Origin of the sequence: Roseateles albus, from assembly GCF_028595345.1 — a bacterium.
In the GTDB taxonomy this organism is placed as follows: domain Bacteria; phylum Pseudomonadota; class Gammaproteobacteria; order Burkholderiales; family Burkholderiaceae_C; genus Paucibacter_A; species Paucibacter_A albus.
The window spans coordinates 178,365-195,365 of record NZ_JAQQXT010000010.1 but is presented as its reverse complement, the minus strand read 5'-3'; the positions used below and the strand labels follow the sequence as shown (position 1 = coordinate 195,365).

Sequence of the window (17,001 nt, the reverse complement as noted above, 5' to 3'; positions counted from 1 at the left end):
AGCTCGGAATGATTGCGCTTTGAGTTGAGGCAAACGTTTGCCAATTTGCGCAAGCATAGCCCAAGCCGGGAGCTCTTTGCAGCGCTCGACGAAGATATTCGCAGATCGCACGCGCTTGGCGGAACTTTCGCTTGATCGCCAAGTCCTGCAACGAGCTTGGGGTGCGAAAAAAAACCTCGCGCCCCAAAAGGGCTGCGAGGTTTGCTTTCGCTGCTGTAGCCGAGCGCCCTTGCCGAGCGCAGTGCCGCTACTGCGCTCAGCGCTTGTTGATCGCCAGCACGTCGCGTGCGGTGGCACCGACGAACAACTGGCGTGGGCGGCCAATCTTGTACTCTGGATCGCCGATCATTTCATTCAACTGGGCGATCCAGCCGACCGTGCGAGCCAAGGCGAAGATCGCCGTGAACAAGCTGACGGGGATGCCAATGGCGCGCTGCACGATGCCGGAGTAGAAGTCGACATTCGGGTACAGCTTGCGCGACACGAAGTAGTCGTCTTCCAGCGCGATTTTCTCCAAAGCCATGGCGAGCTTGAACAGTGGATCGTCATGCAGACCCAGGGCCGTCAAGACCTCGTGGCAGGTTTCACGCATCAGCTTGGCGCGCGGGTCATAGTTCTTGTAGACCCGGTGACCGAAGCCCATCAGCTTGACGCCGGAGTTCTTGTCCTTGACCTGCTTGATGAACTCGCCGATCTTCTCGACGCCGCCATTGCGCTGGATTTCTTCCAGCATGGTCAGTGCCGCTTCGTTGGCGCCGCCGTGAGCCGGGCCCCACAAGCAAGCCACGCCGGCGGCGATGGCCGCAAACGGGTTGGTGCCGCTTGAGCCGCACAGGCGCACGGTCGAAGTCGACGCATTTTGCTCATGGTCGGCGTGCAAGATGAAGATGCGCTCCATGGCACGCACCAGCACTTCGTTCGGCTCGTACTTCTCGCAAGGTGTCGCGAACATCATGTGCATGAAATTGGCTGTGTAGCCCAGATCATTGCGCGGATAGATGAAGGGCTGGCCGATCGAGTACTTGTAAGCCATCGCGACCAGGGTCGGCATCTTGGCAATCAGGCGGATCGCGGCGATTTCGCGGTGCTCCGGATTGTTGATGTCGGTGCTGTCGTGATAGAAGGCCGACATGGCGCCGACCAGGCCGGTCATCACCGCCATCGGGTGCGCGTCACGGCGGAAGCCACGCAGGAAGAACTGCATCTGCTCGTTGACCATGGTGTGGTGTGTCACACGGTGATCAAAGTCGGCTTTTTGAGCCGCGTTTGGCAGCTCACCGTACAGCAGCAAGTGGCAGGTTTCCAGGAAATCGCAGTTGGTGGCCAACTGCTCGATCGGATAGCCGCGGTACAGCAACTCGCCCTTGTCACCGTCGATATAGGTGATGGTCGAATTGCACGAAGCAGTCGACAAGAAGCCGGGGTCGTAAGTGAACTTGCCCGTTTGCGCGTAGAGCTTGCGGATATCGATCACATCCGGGCCGACCGAGCCTTTGTAGATCGGCAGATCCATAGGAGGGCTGCCGTCCGAGAACGACAGGGTGGCTTTGACGTCTGACGGGGTCATGAGCTTGTCCTTTTGACTTCTGAAAACACTTAAATAGAAACTTTTAAGCAGTGGTGGTTCTGAGCATGCTCAGAACCTCTTGAACATCGGGTCTATCCAACTCGTCCGTCGCTTCCTTGCGGCGCAGCAGCAGGTCCAGCAAATCGTTATCGGCCAGATCCATCAATACACGCAGCCCCTCGGCCTGAGTTTCGGTCAAGCTGTCCGAATAGCTGTTGAAGAACCGCTCGATGAAGAGATCATTCTCCAGCAGGCCGCGCCGGCAACGCCAGCGCAGTTTGGAAAGCGCCCGCTCGTCGATCAATGCACCAGTGGGTGCGGCTTCGGGCTTCATTTCAACAGCAGGCTTCATCAATGGGCTTCAAGGGTTAGCAGACGAGGCGCATCAGACCGCGCGGCGAACCATCATTTCCTTGATCTTGCCGATCGCCTTTGTCGGGTTCAGGCCCTTGGGGCAAACGTCGACGCAATTCATGATGGTGTGGCAACGGAACAAGCGGTACGGGTCTTCCAGGTTATCCAGACGCTCGGCGGTCGCTTCATCGCGGCTATCGGCAATGAAGCGATAGGCTTGCAACAGACCGGCCGGGCCGACGAACTTGTCCGGGTTCCACCAGAAGCTTGGGCAAGAGGTCGAGCAACTGGCACACAAGATGCACTCATACAGGCCGTTGAGCTCGTCGCGCTCTTCGGGGTATTGCAGGCGCTCCTTGTCTGGCAGCGGCGTGTCGTTGATCAAATAAGGTTTGATCGAGTTGTACTGCTTGAAGAACTGCGTCATGTCGACGATCAAGTCGCGCACCACGGGCAGGCCAGGCAGCGGCTTCAAGACGATCACGCCCGGCAAGGTGCGCATATTGGTCAGGCAGGCCAGACCGTTCTTGCCGTTGATATTCATCGCGTCTGAACCGCACACGCCTTCGCGGCAGCTGCGGCGGAAGCTCAGAGTCGGGTCCAGCGCCTTCAACTTGCCCAGCGCGTCGAGCAACATGCGCTCGGTGCCGTCCAGCTCGACCTCCAAGGTCTGCATATAGGGCTTGGCATCCTTGTCCGGGTCGTAGCGATAAATCTGAAAGGTACGCTTGGTCATTGTGTTTTCCTTGACTTCTTGTCTGTGGCAATCGCGCGTTAGAACGTGCGGACCTTGGGCGGAATAGATTCCACCGTCAGCGGTTTCAGGTTCACTGGTTTGTAGTCCAGGCGATTGCCTTCCGAATACCACAGCGTGTGTTTCATCCACTCGGCGTCGTTACGGCCATTCGGATGCTCAGGGGTGTCAGCATAGTCGTCCACCGTGTGCGCACCACGGCTTTCGCGGCGAGCCGCTGCCGAGATCATGGTGGCCTTGGCCGCTTCCATAAGGTTCTCGACCTCCAGCGCTTCGATGCGGGCGGTGTTAAAGACTTTGGACTTGTCCTTCAGCGTGATGGACTTGGCGCGCTCGGCGATGGCGAGAATCTTGCCCACGCCTTCGTCCAGCGTCGCTTGGGTGCGGAACACACCGGCGTACTGTTGCATGGCGTTGCGCAAATCATTGGCCACGTCCTGCGCGTATTCGCCGGCGGCGCTTTCATCCAAACGCGCCACACGAGCGGCCGACTCGGCCCCCGCATCTTGCGGCAGCGGCTTGTGAATCTTGCTCTTCAGGCCCGACTCAACGATATGGTTGCCGGCTGCACGACCGAACACCAACAAGTCCAGCAGCGAGTTGGTGCCCAGACGGTTGGCGCCGTGCACGCTCACGCATGCGCATTCACCCACCGCATAGAGGCCGTTCACGACCGCATTCGGGTTGCCATCTTTGGGGACCACGACCTGACCGTAGATATTGGTCGGGATGCCGCCCATCTGGTAATGGATGGTCGGCACGACAGGAATCGATTCCTTGGTGATGTCGACGTTGGCAAAGTTGTGGCCAATCTCGAACACCGAAGGCAGACGCTTCATGATGGTGTCGCCGCCCAAGTGGGTCATATCGAGCTCGATATAGTCCTTGTTCGGACCGCAGCCACGACCTTCCTTGATCTCCTGGTCCATGCAGCGTGAGACGAAGTCACGTGGCGCCAAGTCCTTCAAGGTTGGCGCGTAGCGCTCCATGAAGCGCTCGCCATTGCAGTTGCGCAAAATCGCGCCTTCGCCACGGCAGCCTTCGGTCAGCAGCACGCCGGCCCCGGCCACGCCGGTCGGGTGGAACTGCCAGAACTCCATGTCTTCCAGCGGGATGCCGGCGCGCGCCGCCATGCCCAGGCCGTCACCGGTGTTGATGAAGGCATTGGTGGACGCCGCGAAGATGCGCCCTGCTCCGCCTGTGGCCAACAGCACGGTCTTGGCTTCCATGATGTGCAGCTCGCCGGTTTCCATTTCCAGCGCGGTCACACCGACCACGTCGCCGGCCTCGTCCTTGATCAGGTCCAAAGCCATCCACTCGACGAAGAACTGGGTTTTGGCCTTGACGTTTTGCTGATACAGCGTGTGCAGCATCGCGTGACCGGTACGGTCGGCTGCAGCGCAAGCGCGTTGCACCGGCTTTTCACCGTAGTTGGCGGTGTGGCCGCCGAAGGGGCGCTGGTAAATCGTGCCGTCGGCATTGCGGTCGAAAGGCATGCCGAAGTGCTCAAGCTCGTAAACGACCTTGGGCGCTTCGCGGCACATGAACTCGATGGCGTCTTGGTCACCCAGCCAGTCCGAACCCTTGACGGTATCGAAGAAGTGATAGTGCCAGTTATCCTCGGACATATTGCCCAATGAAGCGCTGACGCCGCCCTGAGCGGCCACTGTGTGCGAGCGCGTCGGGAAGACCTTGGACAGCACTGCCACATTCAGGCCCGCCAGGGACAGTTGCAAGGAGGCGCGCATGCCCGAGCCACCGGCTCCGACGATGACAACATCAAACTTACGCTTTGGAATCGACTTATTTGCCACCGTCATCACAGTCTCCACAACACTTGAATCGCCCAGCCGGCGCATCCCACCAACCACACCAAGGAGGCCACCTGCAAGAACAGGCGCACACCGACCGGCTTCACATAGTCCATCCAGATATCACGCACCCCAACCCAGGCGTGGAACGCCAGCGACAAGATCGTCACAAAGGTCAGAATCTTCATCCATTGCTGGGAAAAAATCGCCGCCCAATGGTCATAACCCAATTCACCGGGCATCAAAAACTGCACCAGCAAAGCGACCGTGAACAGGGCCATCAAAACCGCCGTGATGCGCTGAGCCAGCCAATCACGCAGTCCGTAATGCGCACCGACGACGATGCGCTTGGAACCAAAAGTACTCATGCTTGTGTTCTCCGAGTTCTATTCAATACAAGCCAAACAACTTGGCGCCGAGCAACACGGTCAAGACCACGCTGCTGACCAAGGTGAACACGGCCGAGTTATGCCCCTGTTCCTTGCTGACGCTGTGTGTCGCATCCATCCACAGATGGCGCACGCCGGCGATGAAATGGTGCAGATATGCCCACAGCAGACCCAAGACCACCAGTTTGACGAACCAGGCCGGCACGAAGCCGATGCCCGCTACGAAGGCATTGGTGAAGCTTTCATAGGAGATCTCCGAGGTCAGGCTGTTGTCAAACAGCCAGATCACGAAGGGCAGGAGCAAGAACATCATCACGCCGCTGACCCGGTGCAGGATCGACACGATGCCGGCCGGCGGCAAGCGATACGAAACGATCTGCGTGATATGAATATTGGTAAAAACCGGCCGTTTGGGCCTTGATCCGTTGGTGGTGTTCGTCATACCCAGCCTTTTGTTGTAATCAAATGAAACTCGCGCAGTTTATTGCAATGCAGCACGACCCATTGGCCGGACGTACCCGCCGCGCAACGCGAAAGGATTAGTTAAGCTCATTGCGATAGAAGTGCGAGGTGGTGCTATACAAGCCGCGGCGCAACTCTACCGCCTTGTCGCCATAGGTGAAGGACAGTCGCTCAACGCTGAGCAGCGGTGCGCCAACCGGCACCTGCAAGAGTTGCGCAGAGGCCTCATCGGCCGCAACGGCCCGAATTTTCTCTTCAGCCCGAATCATCTGCACGCCGAACTCACGCTCAAACAAACCGTAAAACGGCCCGCGGTGAAGATTCAGGCGCTCGGTGGTCAAGCCCTTGAATAAATCGCCCGGCAACCAGATATCGTCCAGCACCACCGGTACGCCTTTGCTACTCAGCAGGCGGCGCACTTCCACCATGGCGTCCCCGGTGCGCATTTGCAAGGCGCGGGCAATTGCTGTTGTAGCGCGCTGGCGCCGGCAGTCCAGCAGTTGCCGCTCTAGCGACTCCGAACCTTCGTCGGGCATCAGGCGCAAAAAACGGTATTGCACTTTTTGCTCGGCGTGGGTAGCCACAAAAGTGCCGCGCCCTTGCCGGCGCACCAGTAAATTTTCGGCCGCCATCTCGTCGATGGCCTTGCGCACCGTGCCCTGGCTGACGCCAAAACGCTTGGCCAAATCCAGCTCACTGGGGATCAAGTCGCCCGCCTTCCATTCCCCTGACTGCAATTTGGCAGTGATCAGAGCCTTGATTTGGGCATACAAGGGGCTGAATGAGGGCGAATCCGTCGCATCCGAGCGAGCAGGGACTTCAGCAATTGATCGAGGAGAGCTCGGCATGGTCGCCATTGCAGCACAAGCCGGCGAAGCTTGTCCATTGAATCATCACAAGAAAACCATTGACGTCTTATATAAGACATAAGACAGTTGGTTTTGCGCAAAAATGGCGATAATCGCGAAAGCAGCAGCGTCGCAGCGATGTCGGAACTAGGGGATAGCCCTGAGTCTGGCCTACACTTGCGGCGCACCCTTGGGCGAGGCTCAAGGGCAGACCGAATTTGTCCCCTTTTTCAACACTCTCGGAGCCATCACACATGAGCAAGAAACCCGTTCGCGTTGCCGTCACCGGCGCTGCAGGCCAAATCGGCTACGCCCTGCTGTTCCGCATTGCCTCCGGCGAAATGCTGGGCAAGGACCAGCCCGTCATCCTGCAGCTGCTGGAAGTTCCTGTCGAAGGCCCGCAAAAAGCGCTCAAGGGCGTGATGATGGAATTGGAAGACTGCGCATTCCCGCTGCTGGTCGGCATGGAAGCGCACAGCGACCCGATGACCGCCTTCAAGGACACCGACTACGCCTTGCTGGTGGGCTCGATGCCCCGCAAGGCCGGTATGGAGCGCGCCGAGTTGCTGGCCATCAACGGCCAAATCTTCACCGCGCAAGGCAAGGCTCTGAATGCTGTGGCTTCGCGCAACGTCAAGGTGCTGGTCGTCGGCAACCCCGCCAACACCAATGCCTATATCGCCATGAAGTCGGCACCGGATCTGCCGGCCAAGAACTTCACCGCCATGCTGCGCCTGGACCACAACCGCGCTGCATCGCAAATTGCTGCCAAGACCGGCAAACCGGTCGCTTCGATCGAGAAGCTGGCCGTGTGGGGCAACCACTCGCCAACCATGTACGCCGACTACCGCTTCGCCACGATTGACGGCGCTTCGGTGGCCGCCATGATCAACGACCAGGTCTGGAACAAAGACACCTTTTTGCCGACTGTAGGCAAGCGTGGCGCTGCCATCATCGAAGCGCGCGGCCTGTCCTCGGCCGCATCGGCCGCCAACGCCGCCATCGACCATATGCGCGACTGGGCGCTGGGCACCAATGGCAAGTGGGTGACGATGGGTATCCCGTCGAATGGCGAATACGGCATCCCCAAGGAAATCATGTTCGGCTTCCCGGTCACTTGCGAAGGTGGCGAGTACAAGATCGTCGCTGGTCTGGAGATCGATGCCTTCTCGCAAGAGTGCATCAACAAGACCCTGGCAGAGTTGCAAGGCGAGCAGGACGGCGTCAAGCATCTGCTGTGATGCCCTGGCCTCAACCCCAAGTTGAGGCGCGCAAAAGAGCTCAGTAAGCTAAGGGTTGGCGTGAAGACATGCCAACCCTTTTTTTCTGAATGATCCGCTCAGCCACGCTTTTGTCACCCTTTTGTCACTCTTTTGTCAGCCACGTCGTGAATCAAGTTGTGAGTCAAGCCCTGCATCCTAAATTGGCGCTGTTCGAGGACGGCGAAGTCGCCACCGCGCTGCCGGTGGTCGATCACTATTGCGGCATTGAGGTCCGCATGCGCAAAAGCCTTGAACTGCAGGCACAAATGGGGCCGGTGTTCGACATCACGCTGGATTGCGAGGACGGCGCGCCAATCGGCGGCGAAGCCGAACATATCGCCCTGGTGGCGGAGATGCTCAACAGTGCCAACAACGCCCATGGCCGCGTCGGCGCACGTGTGCACCCCTTGGGCAGTGCTAGCTTCGAGGCTGATGTCGATGGCCTGATCGCCCAGGCGGGTGAGCGCTTGGCCTATCTGATGGTGCCCAAGCCGCGCAGCGCTGCCGAGGTGGAAGCAGCTTGCCAGTTCATCGACGCCAGCCTGCAGCGCCATGGCATTGCCAAGCCTTTGCCGGTTCATGTCTTGATCGAAACCCATGGCGCTCTGCGCGATGTGCAGAAAATTGCCGCCCATCCCCGTATCGAGTCGCTGTCTTTTGGTTTGATGGACTTTGTTTCTGCGCATCGCGGGGCGATACCGCGTCACGCATTGAGCTCCGAAGGCCAGTTCAGCCATCCCCTGGTGACGCGCGCCAAGCTTGAAATTGCGGCGGCCGCTCATGCTTTCGCCAAGACGCCCTCGCATTGCGTGGTGACCGAGTTCAAACATGCCGCCGCCATCGAAGCCGCAGCGGCAAGGGCGGCGCGCGAATTCGGTTACACCCGCATGTGGAGCATTCACCCCAGCCAGATTCAGCCCATCATCGACGCCTTCGCGCCAAGCGTGGCCGAGATCGACGAGGCCATAGACATCATCCATGCGGCGATGGCTGCCGCGTGGGCCCCGATACAGCACCACGACGTGCTGCATGATCGCGCCAGCTACCGCTATTTTTGGCATGTGCTGGAGCGCGCGCATCGCACCGGCCAAGCATTGCCCATTGAAGTGGCACTGGAGTTTTTCGGCTCAGCCTGAACTCACAGGCCCGCTTGTTGCACCAAGAGACAAATTGCTGACTCAAGGCCAATCAAACGGGCACCTTCTGCACCGACAATCAAACCATTGCGACCTCGGAAATATCTTTTCATGCAAACGATCCGCCCATTATTCAAGTCTTCCGTCCTTGCCTGCGCCTTGGCGCTGGCGTCAGCACCTGCCTGGTCCGCCGTTGCAGACAGCAGCAAAGCCAAGAGCCGCCCAGCAGCCAAAGCAACGCCGGCTCCAAAAGCGCCCATCGCCGAGCCGGTAGACAACACGCCCTTGAACGAAGAGCAAATCGCCGTCGCACCACAGGTGCATGCCGGTGATGCCAACTGCGAGTTCAAGAACAAAGTGACGGTGACGCCGGATCCCGAAAATCCCGGTCGCTTCCGCCTTCAGTTCGGCAAGCTGGTCTACAACATGGTTCCGGAACCGACTACGACAGGCGCGGTGCGCCTGGAAGACAAAAAAGCCGGCGTGGTGTGGTTGCAGATTCCGACGAAGTCGATGTTGATGAACACCAAGGTAGGCCAGCGCATGGTGGACTACTGCATGCATTCCGCACAGGTTTCCGAGGCGCAATCGGCCGCGTTGTCCAGTGCGCAAGAAGAAAGCAACCCCAAGCCCAGCGGCGGCAGCAGCGCCTTGTCGAGCGGGGCTGCAGACAAGCGCTGAGTCAAAGCAAAACCCGCAGCAAGTGTTTTCACCGGGCCCACCCAGCTTCGGCGTAAAAACTTGCTGCGGTACGCTGAATTAAGTACGTATAATGAATGCATACTTTCTTCCTCAGGAGGTTCAGCATGGAAGCTACCGTTGCCGAACGCGGCCAAATCACCCTGCCCAAGGCCGTGCGTGACGCATTGGGCTTGAGCAAGGGCTCGACACTCAAGGTCGAGCTTGACGGTGCACGCATCATCTTGCGCAAGAATGTCGATGACGCCATCTCTCGGGCGCGTGGACGCTTCAAGCTGCCTGAGGGCACCAGCTCCGATGATGTGATGCGCGATCTGCGCGGCCGGGCTCCCGGCGACCCGATCTCGGAATGACGCGCACAAAGCTCCGCCATGATCGCCGTTGACACCTCCGTTTTGATCGATCTGCTGGGCGATGACGCCCGCGCCGACGCGGCCGAAGCTTGCCTTCGGCTGGCACTGAGCTCCGGTCCGGTGGTGGTGTGTGACGTGGTGGTGAGCGAAGTCACCGCGGGCCTCGGACATGGCTCCGAAGTGATGGATGTGCTGGAGGAAATGGGCCTACGCTTTTTGGCTCTGGACCAACGCGCCGCCATCCGCGCCGGCGAGATGCAACGCAAGTACAAGCAGCGGGCGCTCGCGGGGCCAAGCTCTGCCGCGTCTCAGCGTACGATTCCTGATTTCTTGGTGGGCGCACATGCCATGCTGCAGTGCGACGCCCTGCTCACCCGCGACGAAGGTTTTTTTCGCGACTATTTCAAGGGGCTGAAGGTCATCACGCCGACCCTGCCCTGATTTTTCCTGTCCCTTATCCAACCTCATAGCAAGCTCTGGAGAGAACGACCATGCTGCAAGCCTACCGCCAACATGTTGCCGAACGCGCCGCCCTCGGCATCCCGCCGCTGGCCCTCGACGCCAAGCAGACCGCCGAACTGATCGAGTTGATCAAGACCCCGCCCGCTGGCGAGGGCGAGTTCCTGATGGATCTGCTGACGCACCGCATTCCGCCCGGTGTCGATGATGCCGCCAAGGTCAAGGCCAGCTTCCTGGCTGCCGTGGCGCACGGTGACTTCGCCGTTAGCTTGATCTCCAAGACTCGCGCGACCGAATTGCTCGGCACCATGGTCGGCGGCTACAACGTCAAGCCGTTGATCGATCTGCTGGACGACGCGGAAGTCGCCGCCACGGCCGCAGCCGCGCTGAAGAAGACGCTGCTGATGTTCGACTTCTTCCATGACGTCGCTGAAAAAGCCAAGGCCGGCAATGTGCAGGCCAAGGACGTGATGCAGAGCTGGGCCCATGCCGAGTGGTTCACCACCCGCCCTGAAGTGGCGAAGAAAATCACCGTGACCGTCTTCAAGGTCACCGGCGAGACCAATACCGACGATCTGTCCCCTGCGCCCGATGCCTGGAGTCGCCCGGACATTCCGCTGCACTATCTGGCGATGCTGAAGAACGCCCGCCCCGGCATCACGCCCGAAGAAGACGGCAAGCGCGGCCCGATGAAATTCATCGAGGACCTCAAGTCCAAGGGCAACCTGGTCGCCTATGTCGGCGATGTGGTCGGCACCGGCTCAAGCCGCAAGTCGGCCACCAACAGCGTCATCTGGGCCACCGGCGAAGACATTCCCTTTGTGCCCAACAAGCGCTTTGGCGGCGTGACGCTGGGCGGCAAGATCGCACCTATCTTCTTCAACACCCAAGAAGATTCGGGCGCGCTGCCGATCGAGGTCGACGTTAGCGCCTTCAATATGGGCGATGTGATTGACATCTACCCCTACGAGGGCAAGATCGAGAAGGACGGAAAAATTGCAGCCTCCTTCAAGCTCAAGAGCGATGTCTTGTTCGACGAAGTGCGCGCCGGTGGCCGCATCAACTTGATCATTGGTCGCTCGCTGACCGCCAAGGCACGTGACTTCCTGGGCCTGCCTGCCGCCACCACTTTCCGTCTGCCGACCGCCCCGATCGCGACCAAGGCCGGCTTCACGCTGGCGCAGAAGATGGTCGGCCGCGCTGTTGGCCTGCCCGAGGGCCAAGGTGTTCGTCCAGGCACTTATTGCGAGCCACGCATGACGACGGTCGGCAGCCAGGACACCACCGGCCCTATGACCCGTGACGAGTTGAAGGACCTGGCCTGCCTGGGCTTCAGCGCCGATCTGGTGATGCAGTCCTTCTGCCATACGGCCGCCTATCCCAAGCCGGTCGACGTCAAGACCCACCGCGAACTGCCTGCCTTCATCAGCAGCCGGGGCGGCGTGGCGCTGCGTCCTGGCGACGGCGTGATCCACAGCTGGCTGAACCGTCTGCTGCTGCCCGACACCGTAGGCACCGGCGGCGACAGCCACACCCGTTTCCCGATCGGCATTTCCTTCCCCGCCGGCTCCGGTCTGGTGGCTTTCGGCGCCGCCACTGGTGTGATGCCGCTGGACATGCCCGAATCGGTCTTGGTGCGATTCAAGGGCCAGATGCAGCCCGGCATCACGCTGCGCGACCTGGTTCACGCCATCCCGCTGTACGCGATCAAGGCCGGTTTGCTGACCGTCGCCAAGGCCGGCAAGATCAATGAGTTCTCGGGCCGCATCCTAGAGATCGAAGGCCTGCCGGACCTGAAGGTTGAGCAAGCATTCGAGCTGAGCGATGCCTCCGCCGAGCGTTCCGCTGCAGGCTGCACCGTGCACCTGAACCCCGCGCCGATCAAGGAATATCTGACCAGCAATATCGTGCTGATGAAGAACATGATCGCCGACGGCTATCAGGACAAGCGCACGCTGGAGCGCCGCATCGCCGCCGTCGAAGCCTGGCTGGCCAACCCACAGCTGATGGCTGCCGACAAGGACGCCGAGTACGCCCATGTGATCGAGATCGATCTGGCCGACATCAAGGAACCTATCCTGTGCTGCCCGAACGACCCGGACGATGCTAAGTTCTTGAGCGAAGTGGCGGGCACCAAGATCGACGAAGTCTTCATCGGTTCTTGCATGACCAATATTGGTCACTTCCGTGCCGCTTCCAAGCTGCTCGAAGGCCGCCGCGATATCCCCGTCAAGCTGTGGGTCGCACCTCCGACCAAGATGGATGCGTCCGAGTTGACCAAAGAAGGTCATTACGGCACCTTCGGTGCGGCCGGCGCGCGCATGGAAATGCCGGGCTGCAGCCTGTGCATGGGCAACCAGGCGCAAGTGCGTGAAGGTGCGACGGTGGTGTCCACCAGCACACGCAACTTCCCGAACCGCTTGGGCAAGAACAGCAATGTCTACTTGGCCTCGGCCGAGTTGTCGGCGATCGCGTCCAAACTGGGCCGCATCCCAACTGTTGCTGAATACCACGCCGATATGGGTGTCATCAACAAGGACAGCAGCCAGATTTACAAGTACCTGAACTTCGATCAAATCGAGGAGTACTCGGACACCGCCAAGGGCGTGCAAGGCTGATAACGGGGTAGCTAAGCTGACATCGCGTCGGCTTGGCTCAGTTTGATGACAAAGAGGGCCCGCGGTTCAAATCGCGGGCCTTTTTCTATTAAGCGGACAAACCAGCTGATGCTCAGCGCCAGACGCCCTCGCGGTTTTCGTTTTGCGTGGCGTAGTAGGTGTAGAGGATCTCGTCCGTGACGTTCTCGGTTTTCAGCAGTCCCTTGCTCGCCATTTTGTGTGACCAAGTCCGATCTGCCCCGTAATGGCCGACCCAAGGTACTTGCAAGACCAGATCCCGTCGTATCGGGGTCAGGTGTTGCGGATTGCGGTAATAGCCTTCCGGCGCGTCGACCCAGACCTTGTTCTTGATGCTATAGAAAACCGACTTGAAAGGTCCGCCTTCGACACTGACCCGAGCCGAGAAACCGACACAGTCAACCCCAGTAAGCAGCGGGTAGATGGTGTCAACATAATGCTCAGAAATGACGTCATCATCGTCCACGAAATTGACATACTCGCCCTGGGCAATGTCAATCATGGCCTGTAGCTTGGGGCCATACTGGCGGCTGCGGTTGTCCTCCAGCACCAGCAACTCCACATCGGGATAGCGAGCGACTTGAGGCTCCAAGATATCCAGCAGCCGCTTGCGCAGCTCTCGCCTTGCCGGCAAGGTGGGCACAAGAATCGACCATTTGAACTTGCGGGCCTCGCCTGCCCCTGACGCTGCACCAGCCTGTAGTTTGATCAAGCGATGGGCGGCATCGACATCATCGCTGGGCAGACGGAGATCGGTCTGCTTGGTGCGCGCCGTTGTGCGTTCACGCAGCGAAGTCTCGACCTTGCGCAACAGCAGGCGAGAATAACGCGCCTGCTCGGGCTCGCAGTGCCTACCGTCAAGATCAAGCGGCTCGGCGCCCAGCAGCTCGAAGCGATGTTCGAACCAGTCCAAGGACCAAAAGAAGTCGCTGCAGGCCCGGCCTATGCATTCATGCAGCGCTTGCAGGGCGACGGACGCCGAACCGGTCTCGATCCCAAATGCGCCCGGTAACTCCAAATGCAATTCACCGCCCACTTGCAATAGGCGCAAAGCGTTGCTCAGCAAGGCTTGCAGCTTGCACTCGTCAAGGTCCAGCCGCCCGGCCTGTATGACATCTGCGCTAGTTTCGGCTAACTCCACCTGCCCCTGGTGCACTGTCTTGCTGCTGAGCGGGAAGTTGTGCGGCGCGCACAGGTCAAGCATCCAGTCGGGCTCGCTGGAGGCTTGCGCGTCGAGGTTGAGCCAGCCGGCCCGATACGCCGCCCCCGCCCCCAGACTGATGCAGTTGGGTGACCAGGCGCCTGCAGGGCGAGCTTGATGATGAGCTTGAGTCATTGCGCAAGCCGAGACCAGCACATCGGCATAGGCTTTGGCAGGGTCGCTCGCCTCGAAGCGCTGCAAAGCAAGTCGCGCTCGCTCGAAGAAAGTGGCGCTGCCAAACTGCTGCAGAAAAAAGGACTCAAGCTCCTCGTCCCTCAGCCAGAACACTGTCTCCTCGAACGGAGGAAGGACGTCGGTATGCGCCGCACGCTCCGAGATCACGGGCGTACCCAGCGACATGCAATGCGCCACGCGAGCTTGCTCGAACCGGCTGCTTTCGTAGAAATGCATATTGATCACGGCCTTGGCCTGCTTGATGAACTCGTCGCGCTCAGGGCCGTACAGCGGTCCGTCAAACACCGCCACGCTCAGACCCAGGGCTTCGATGCGCTCCAACCAGCCGCGCCGGCGCTCATTGATGCTGCCGAAAAACAGCAAGTCAATGGGCCTGTCTTCCAGGGGAATGGCGGACGCTGGCTTCAGGTAGGGCGCAAACCACAAGGGCAGCACCGGGATATCGTTTGGGATTGCCGCGTAGGCGCTGCGATTGCCGGCATGGTAGTCCACGACGCTATTGCTGGCCAGCAGTTGCAGGTACTCCGGCGAGACCGTGGCTCCACCCTCCCCTAACTGTTCCAAGTTGACGAATACGCAGGCGTGGCTTTGGGTCTGGCTGCCCTCAAAGCCCAGATGCGCGCCGAAGACGAAATTGATCGCGTCGTAGCGCAAGCGATTCTTGGACATGCTGACGCTGGCGCCCAGGCGGCGGAACTGGTATCGAAAATACCGGGCCTGATCCAAGAAACCCAGCGAATGCACATAGTTAGCGGGCTGCTGAATGCACAAATGGATATCGGGCGTCGAGCTCATGGAGGCTTCTTTCCGGGCTGAAATTCGGGCGAGTTTTGCCGTGGTGCCTTGGCGCATTTGGGCATTCAAGCCCAGATTCCACAAGGATATTGAGAACAAGCTGTGAACAAAGCACCGTGGAGCCAGGCAAATCGCGGGCAATTTGCACGAGGGATGGTTTTGGCACCTTCGTCTGACCAAAGCTTCGCGTTGAGCTTGCAATCCATGGCTACAATGCGCCCCGTCAGGAGAGAGTTCCCTCGCGGGAGCCGCCGAAGGCGCAGTGGCACTGGTGATCCCACGCTGCGAACGCTCAGGCAAAAGGACTGATAAAACGCCCGTTCACAAAACGTCGGGCGTCCTCACTGGAGAGAGACGGGTCTTTGAGCCCGTCCACTGAAGGGGCAAGCTGCGGGCAATACGCCGGCGGCCAATCTCTCAAGTAAAGCGGACAGCGAGGGCATCCCCCCTACTCCTTGGTTGGAGTAGGTCAGTTGACTGCCCTCGAAGGATTTCCGCCATGTCTAGCTCCGACAACTCCACCCCCTTGCTAAAGACCCCGCTGCACGCCTTGCACATTGAGCTAGGCGCCAAGATGGTGCCTTTCGGCGGTTACGACATGCCGGTTCAATACCCGATGGGCGTGATGGCCGAGCACAAACACACCCGCGCCGCGGCCGGCTTGTTTGACGTCTCGCACATGGGCCAGGTGCTGCTCAAGGGCGACGGCGCCAGCGCCGCTCTGGAAACCATCGTGCCGGTGGACGTGATCGACCTGGGCCTGTTCAAGCAGCGCTACGCGCTGTTCACCAATGAAACCGGCGGCATCTTGGATGACTTGATGATCGCGCGCCGCCCGGACGACCTGTTCGTCGTCGTCAACGCCGGCTGCAAGGTGCAAGACATCGCCCACATGCAGGCCAAGATTGGTGACAAGTGCCAGGTCTTACCCCTGCCCGAACAAGCGCTGTTGGCACTGCAAGGCCCGCAGGCGGTGATCGCCTTGTCGCGCCTGAATCCGGATGTGGCCAAGCTGACCTTCATGACCGGCGGTTTCTTCAATATAGACGGCATTGAGACCTTCCTGACCCGCTCCGGCTATACCGGCGAAGACGGTTTCGAGATCTCGGTCGCCGGCGATCAAGCCGAACTGCTGGCGCGCAAGCTGCTGGCCCAGCCCGAGGTCAAGCCGATCGGCTTGGGCGCGCGCGACTCGCTGCGCCTGGAAGCCGGCCTGTGCCTGTACGGCCATGACATCAACACCGAATCCACCCCGGTTGAAGCTTCGCTGACCTGGGCAATTCAGAAGGTTCGCCGCGCCGGTGGCGCGCGTGCCGGCGGTTACCCCGGTGCGGCCGTGGTGGACGCCCAACTCGCCAATGGCGCGGCGCGCAAACGTGTCGGTCTGGTCAGCTCGGAGCGCATGCCGGTGCGTGAAGGGGCGAAGTTGGTCAACGCAGACGGCCTTGAAGTCGGCGTTGTCACCAGCGGCACGCTGGGCCCCACGGTTGGTAAACCGGTCGCCTTGGCCTACCTGAGCAAAGAATTTTCGGCCATTGGCACCGAGGTCTTCGCCATCGTGCGCGACAAGCGCACGCCGATGACGGTCAGCAGCACGCCTTTCACACCTAACGGTTATTTCCGCGGTTAATTTCCTTTCGTCCCTTTCCAATCGCTACACGGAGCACAGCATGAGCAACATCAAGTACACGCACGACCACGAATGGGTCCAGATCGAAGCCGACGGCGTTGTCACCGTGGGCATCACCGTACACGCGCAAGACGCGCTGGGCGATGTGGTGTTTGTGGATCTGCCTTCGGTCGGCACCAGCTTTGCAGCCAAGGAAGTGGCCGGCGTGGTCGAGTCCGTCAAGGCCGCGGCCGATGTGTACATGCCTGTGGGCGGTGAGATCACCGAGGTCAATGAAGCACTGCGCGACGATCCGTCCTTGGCCAATACCGACCCGCTGAAGGCCGGCTGGTTCTTCAAGGTCAAGCTCAGCAATGCCGCCGAACTCGACGGTTTGATGGACAGCGCCGCCTACGACGAGTTGGTCAAGAACAGCTGATCGCTGCCTTGCCCGCGCCGGCCGGCATCCTG

The 17,001-nt window shown here is 60.0% G+C and carries 16 protein-coding genes and 2 riboswitches; of the genes, 8 read left to right on the top strand and 8 right to left on the bottom strand.

The window, feature by feature from the left end:
• Nucleotides 1-256: 256 nt before the first annotated feature.
• From gltA to PRZ03_RS16675, 7 genes are all read right to left on the bottom strand, one after another.
• Nucleotides 257-1,567 carry a citrate synthase gene (gltA, locus tag PRZ03_RS16705; protein WP_263535102.1) on the bottom strand — a complete coding sequence of 437 codons (1,311 nt, stop codon included), beginning with the start codon at nt 1,565-1,567 and terminating at the stop codon, nt 257-259.
• Nucleotides 1,568-1,610: 43 nt separating this feature from the next.
• On the bottom strand, nt 1,611-1,919 hold the full coding sequence (locus tag PRZ03_RS16700; RefSeq protein WP_263535103.1) for an FAD assembly factor SdhE: 309 nt from the start codon (nt 1,917-1,919) through the stop codon (nt 1,611-1,613).
• A gap of 33 nt (nt 1,920-1,952) precedes the next feature.
• Nucleotides 1,953-2,657 carry a succinate dehydrogenase iron-sulfur subunit gene (locus PRZ03_RS16695; protein WP_263535104.1) on the bottom strand — a complete coding sequence of 235 codons (705 nt, stop codon included), beginning with the start codon at nt 2,655-2,657 and terminating at the stop codon, nt 1,953-1,955.
• 38 nt (nt 2,658-2,695) lie between these two features.
• Nucleotides 2,696-4,495, bottom strand: a complete 1,800-nt coding sequence (sdhA, locus tag PRZ03_RS16690) for a succinate dehydrogenase flavoprotein subunit (RefSeq protein WP_263535105.1) — start codon at nt 4,493-4,495, stop codon at nt 2,696-2,698.
• Nucleotides 4,495-4,854 carry a succinate dehydrogenase, hydrophobic membrane anchor protein gene (sdhD, locus tag PRZ03_RS16685; RefSeq protein ID WP_273601385.1) on the bottom strand — a complete coding sequence of 120 codons (360 nt, stop codon included), beginning with the start codon at nt 4,852-4,854 and terminating at the stop codon, nt 4,495-4,497. Before sdhD ends, sdhA begins: the two co-directional genes overlap by 1 nt.
• A 22-nt stretch (nt 4,855-4,876) precedes the next feature.
• Nucleotides 4,877-5,317, bottom strand: a complete 441-nt coding sequence (gene sdhC / locus PRZ03_RS16680) for a succinate dehydrogenase, cytochrome b556 subunit (RefSeq protein WP_263535107.1) — start codon at nt 5,315-5,317, stop codon at nt 4,877-4,879.
• 97 nt (nt 5,318-5,414) lie between these two features.
• Nucleotides 5,415-6,185 (bottom strand): GntR family transcriptional regulator, encoded by a 771-nt coding sequence (locus tag PRZ03_RS16675; RefSeq protein WP_273601384.1) that lies wholly within the window; start codon nt 6,183-6,185, stop codon nt 5,415-5,417.
• 254 nt (nt 6,186-6,439) lie between these two features.
• On the opposite strand from PRZ03_RS16675, the gene PRZ03_RS16670 reads away from it, so the two are divergent.
• The 6 genes from PRZ03_RS16670 (at nt 6,440) to acnB (ending at nt 12,712) form a co-directional block, all read left to right on the top strand.
• Nucleotides 6,440-7,426, top strand: a complete 987-nt coding sequence (locus PRZ03_RS16670) for a malate dehydrogenase (RefSeq protein ID WP_263535109.1) — start codon at nt 6,440-6,442, stop codon at nt 7,424-7,426.
• Nucleotides 7,427-7,584: 158 nt separating this feature from the next.
• Nucleotides 7,585-8,583, top strand: coding sequence for an HpcH/HpaI aldolase/citrate lyase family protein (locus PRZ03_RS16665; RefSeq protein ID WP_273601383.1), 999 nt, complete (start codon nt 7,585-7,587; stop codon nt 8,581-8,583).
• A 111-nt stretch (nt 8,584-8,694) separates the two neighbouring features.
• Entirely contained in the window at nt 8,695-9,264 is a 570-nt protein-coding gene (locus PRZ03_RS16660) for a hypothetical protein (protein WP_273601382.1), read from the top strand.
• Between the two features lie 125 nt (nt 9,265-9,389).
• On the top strand, nt 9,390-9,635 hold the full coding sequence (locus tag PRZ03_RS16655; protein WP_263535112.1) for an AbrB/MazE/SpoVT family DNA-binding domain-containing protein: 246 nt from the start codon (nt 9,390-9,392) through the stop codon (nt 9,633-9,635).
• A gap of 18 nt (nt 9,636-9,653) precedes the next feature.
• Nucleotides 9,654-10,076, top strand: a complete 423-nt coding sequence (locus tag PRZ03_RS16650; protein WP_263535113.1) for a type II toxin-antitoxin system VapC family toxin — start codon at nt 9,654-9,656, stop codon at nt 10,074-10,076.
• A gap of 50 nt (nt 10,077-10,126) precedes the next feature.
• On the top strand, nt 10,127-12,712 hold the full coding sequence (gene acnB, locus PRZ03_RS16645) for a bifunctional aconitate hydratase 2/2-methylisocitrate dehydratase (protein WP_273601381.1): 2,586 nt from the start codon (nt 10,127-10,129) through the stop codon (nt 12,710-12,712).
• 112 nt (nt 12,713-12,824) lie between these two features.
• Here acnB and PRZ03_RS16640 read toward each other — a convergent pair whose 3' ends face one another.
• Nucleotides 12,825-14,921: a hypothetical protein gene (locus PRZ03_RS16640; protein WP_273601380.1), complete on the bottom strand. Its 2,097-nt coding sequence runs from the start codon at nt 14,919-14,921 to the stop codon at nt 12,825-12,827.
• A 214-nt stretch (nt 14,922-15,135) separates the two neighbouring features.
• Nucleotides 15,136-15,239: riboswitch (glycine riboswitch) on the top strand.
• A 16-nt stretch (nt 15,240-15,255) separates the two neighbouring features.
• Nucleotides 15,256-15,365, top strand: a riboswitch (glycine riboswitch).
• 55 nt (nt 15,366-15,420) lie between these two features.
• On the opposite strand from PRZ03_RS16640, the gene gcvT reads away from it, so the two are divergent.
• Both gcvT and gcvH read left to right on the top strand, forming a co-directional pair.
• Nucleotides 15,421-16,551, top strand: coding sequence for a glycine cleavage system aminomethyltransferase GcvT (gene gcvT / locus PRZ03_RS16635; RefSeq protein WP_273601379.1), 1,131 nt, complete (start codon nt 15,421-15,423; stop codon nt 16,549-16,551).
• Between the two features lie 40 nt (nt 16,552-16,591).
• Nucleotides 16,592-16,969, top strand: coding sequence for a glycine cleavage system protein GcvH (gene gcvH, locus PRZ03_RS16630; protein ID WP_263558339.1), 378 nt, complete (start codon nt 16,592-16,594; stop codon nt 16,967-16,969).
• Nucleotides 16,970-17,001 lie beyond the last annotated feature (32 nt).